The organism is Frankia sp. AiPs1 (assembly GCF_023716945.1).
Taxonomy (GTDB): Bacteria; Actinomycetota; Actinomycetes; order Frankiales; family Frankiaceae; genus Frankia.
Map to the genome: position 1 here is coordinate 1 of NZ_JAMQQF010000690.1, position 2,832 is coordinate 2,832.

General features: G+C 74.9%; 3 protein-coding genes. 1 reads left to right on the forward strand and 2 read right to left on the reverse strand.

The genetic code is table 11. The features are described 5' to 3' along the window. Nucleotides 1–1,223 (reverse strand): sensor histidine kinase (locus tag ND748_RS29425; RefSeq protein WP_251749456.1); only part of this gene is annotated, 1,223 nt, incomplete at its 3' end. Nucleotides 1,224–1,650: 427 nt separating this feature from the next. Here ND748_RS29425 and ND748_RS29430 point away from each other — a divergent pair. Continuing rightward, nucleotides 1,651–1,899, forward strand: coding sequence for a DUF6158 family protein (locus ND748_RS29430; protein ID WP_251749457.1), 249 nt, complete (start codon nt 1,651–1,653; stop codon nt 1,897–1,899). Nucleotides 1,900–1,988: 89 nt separating this feature from the next. Here the strand turns inward: ND748_RS29430 and ND748_RS29435 are convergent. Continuing rightward, a partial coding sequence (locus ND748_RS29435) for a VWA domain-containing protein (RefSeq protein WP_251749458.1) occupies nt 1,989–2,832 on the reverse strand: 844 nt, incomplete at its 5' end.

The window sequence follows — 2,832 nt, forward strand, 5'->3', positions numbered from 1 at the left end:
GGCCAGCGCAGCGTCACCTTGACGCCGTCGCCCGGTCGGGCGGTGACGAGCGCCTGCCCGCCGTGCCGGGACAGGGCCTGGTAGCTGCCGCTCATCCCGCCGCCCGGGCGCACCGTCGCCGGGTCGAACCCGACGCCCCGGTCGCGGACGACCACGAGCACCGCGTCGGTGTCACCCTCGACGAACAGACTGACCTCGTCCACCCCGCCGGCGTGCCGCACGACGTTGCGCAGCGCCTCCCGGGTCGCGGCGACCAGCGCCTCGCACACCGGCGCGGGGGGCTCGCCCTCGATCGCCACGAAGGGGACGAGCGCGAGGCCCTCGTCGGCGAACGCGTCGACGAGCGCGGACATGAGCGCCTCGAACCCGGACCCCCCGGGCTGGGGGGACCCGGCGGGCCCGCCGGCGGCGACGCCGTCGATGTCGAGGACCCGCGGGTCCAGCCCGCGCGGGTCCATGATGATCCGCCGAGCCCGCTGCGCCCCACGGCGGGCCTCCCGGACCAGCGCCGGGGACGGCATGCCGCCGCCGGCGACGTGATCGACGATGGGCAGCAGATAGTCGTGGATCTCGCGGTGGGTGATCTCGCGCTGGCGCAGGCTCTCGGCCTCCCGTTCCTGGTCGACGGCGAGCCGGCCGGCGACCCTGGCCGCGTCCTGGGCGGCCGCTGTCGCCGCGGACAGCGTCCGCAGCTCCCGGGCGATGAGCATCGCGACGACATACCAGAGCGCGAAGCCCAGCAGGTCCGAGCCGAGCTTGAGGGAGACGTCCGGCAGTACCGCCAGGCTCCACGCCGTCATCAGAATCACCACGGCGGTCACGGCGAGCAGCCCCAGCCCCAAGCCGAACCCGACGCCGGCCGAGGCCACCAGGCTGAACGGCACCAGCTCGGTCATCAGCTTGTTGCGCTCGTGCGGCTGCGCCGCGCGGGAGCCGACCAGCATCAGGGCCACGCAGAAGGTGACGTCGGTGAGCACCAGCCGCCGGGACAGCCGGTCCGGCCCGTGCCACGCCCGCCAGGTGAACCAGCTCGCCTCGCCGGCGGCGGCGACGACGATCAGCACGGCGAGCCAGGGGTGTCGCAACCGGTCCCACCCGAACAGCGGAATGACCACGAACGATGCGCAGGCTGCCCGCGCATACCCGACCATCCGCGACATGCGCTGCTCGGTGCGGTGGACGACGGCCCAGGGCGGACCCGCGTACCCGTCCAACCCGGTCATAGGTCGCAACGGTAGTGATCGAGGGGTGGCACGGCCACCCCTCGCGTCTGATCCGGTCGTCTGCGGTGTGCGCCGGGCGTGGGGTGGGCACCGCCACGAGATGGACACCTTCCACCTCATCCCTGCTTCGGGGTCGGGCCAGCGCGCGCACGGGGGCACAGCGGTCCTACCGCCGCCCGGCCCGGGCCCGCTTCCGACGCCGCCGGACCCCGTCCCGCCGACGCCCGTCCCCGATCCGATGCCGCCGGGCCCGGGCCCGGATCCGGTACCGCCCGGCCCGGATCCTGATCCGGTACCGCCCGGCCCGGGCCCGGATCCGGTGCCGCCGGGCCCGGGTCCTGATCCGGTGCCACCCGGCCCCGGTCTGAATTCCGTCCCATCCGGCCCGGGATCCGATCTCGTGTGGCGGAGCGGGTACACCAGGGTCATGACGCACCGACCCGCGGGCATTCCCGCCCCGAACCTGGCCGACGACGACCTCGTCCGCGAGCTGCGGCACCTGCACCGGACCCGGCACGACGCCTTCATCGCCGGCAGCGAGGACGCGTTCGAGACCCACACGGCGCGCATGCTCGAGCTCGAACGCGAGTACCTGCGACGTTTCCCGCAGGCCGCCAGCCCCGATCCGCGGCGCACCCGGGCCGGCCGGCGCCGCGCGGCCGGCGTCTCGGTCTGATGCAGGAGGTTGATGCCCGGCCAAGCGGCCCCGACGGCATCAACCTCCTGCAATTGCCGAGGCAACCGAGCCGGGCGCCGGCCCGCAGGCTAGGCGCCGGTCAGCGTGTCGACGTAGATGTCGAACAGGTCGTCCGCGTCCGGGGCCAGGTAGGCGTGGCCGCCCGTGGCCCCGGCCAGGCGTTGCAGGCTGGCGAGATTCGCGCCGGGATCGCAGGCGATGACGATGAGCTGAACGGGCCGGTGCGGATCGGCGGCGGCCCGCAGCGCGGAGACGGTCTGGTCGAGCGTCGGCTCGCGATGCGTCGCCGCGTGCCGCTGCAACTGCGTCTGCTCGCCGTCGGGGTGATAGGCGCCGCCCGTACCGTCGTCGCCACCCGTGTCGTCGTCGCCGTCGGTGAACAGGACGACCCGGTTGAGTCGGTCGGGGGCGAACTTGGCGGTCAGCTCGCGCACCGCCGCGACGGCGGTCGAGTACAGGTCGGTGCTGCCGGCGGGTTGCAGGGCTGCCACCGCCGCGGCCAGGTCGTCGCGCTGGGTGCCGGCGTGGCCCGCGGAGTCCAACCGGGCCAGCGGGGCCAGCTCGCGGTGGCCGCCGGGCAGTTCGGCGGAGGACTGCCAGAAGCCGACCTCGCTGTCCGGCGCGAACAGCCGCAGGCCGGCCAGCGCCGCGTCCGTAGCCGCCTGCAGGCGGGTGCGGCCGGGGTCGTCCGTCAGCGGCAGCGCCATCGAGCCGGACGTGTCGAGCACGGCGAGGGTGGCCCCGCGTTCACGGCTGTGCCGGAAGAAACGGCGCGCGGTTCCGAGCACGCTGTTCGAGGCGTCCGTACTGGCCAGTCTCGGCGGGGTGGTGCGCACACCGTCGGTCGCGGTGAGGGTCGCTGACAGCCCGCCCGGGTCGTCGCCGCCCGCCAGCTCCGCCGGGGTGCGGAAG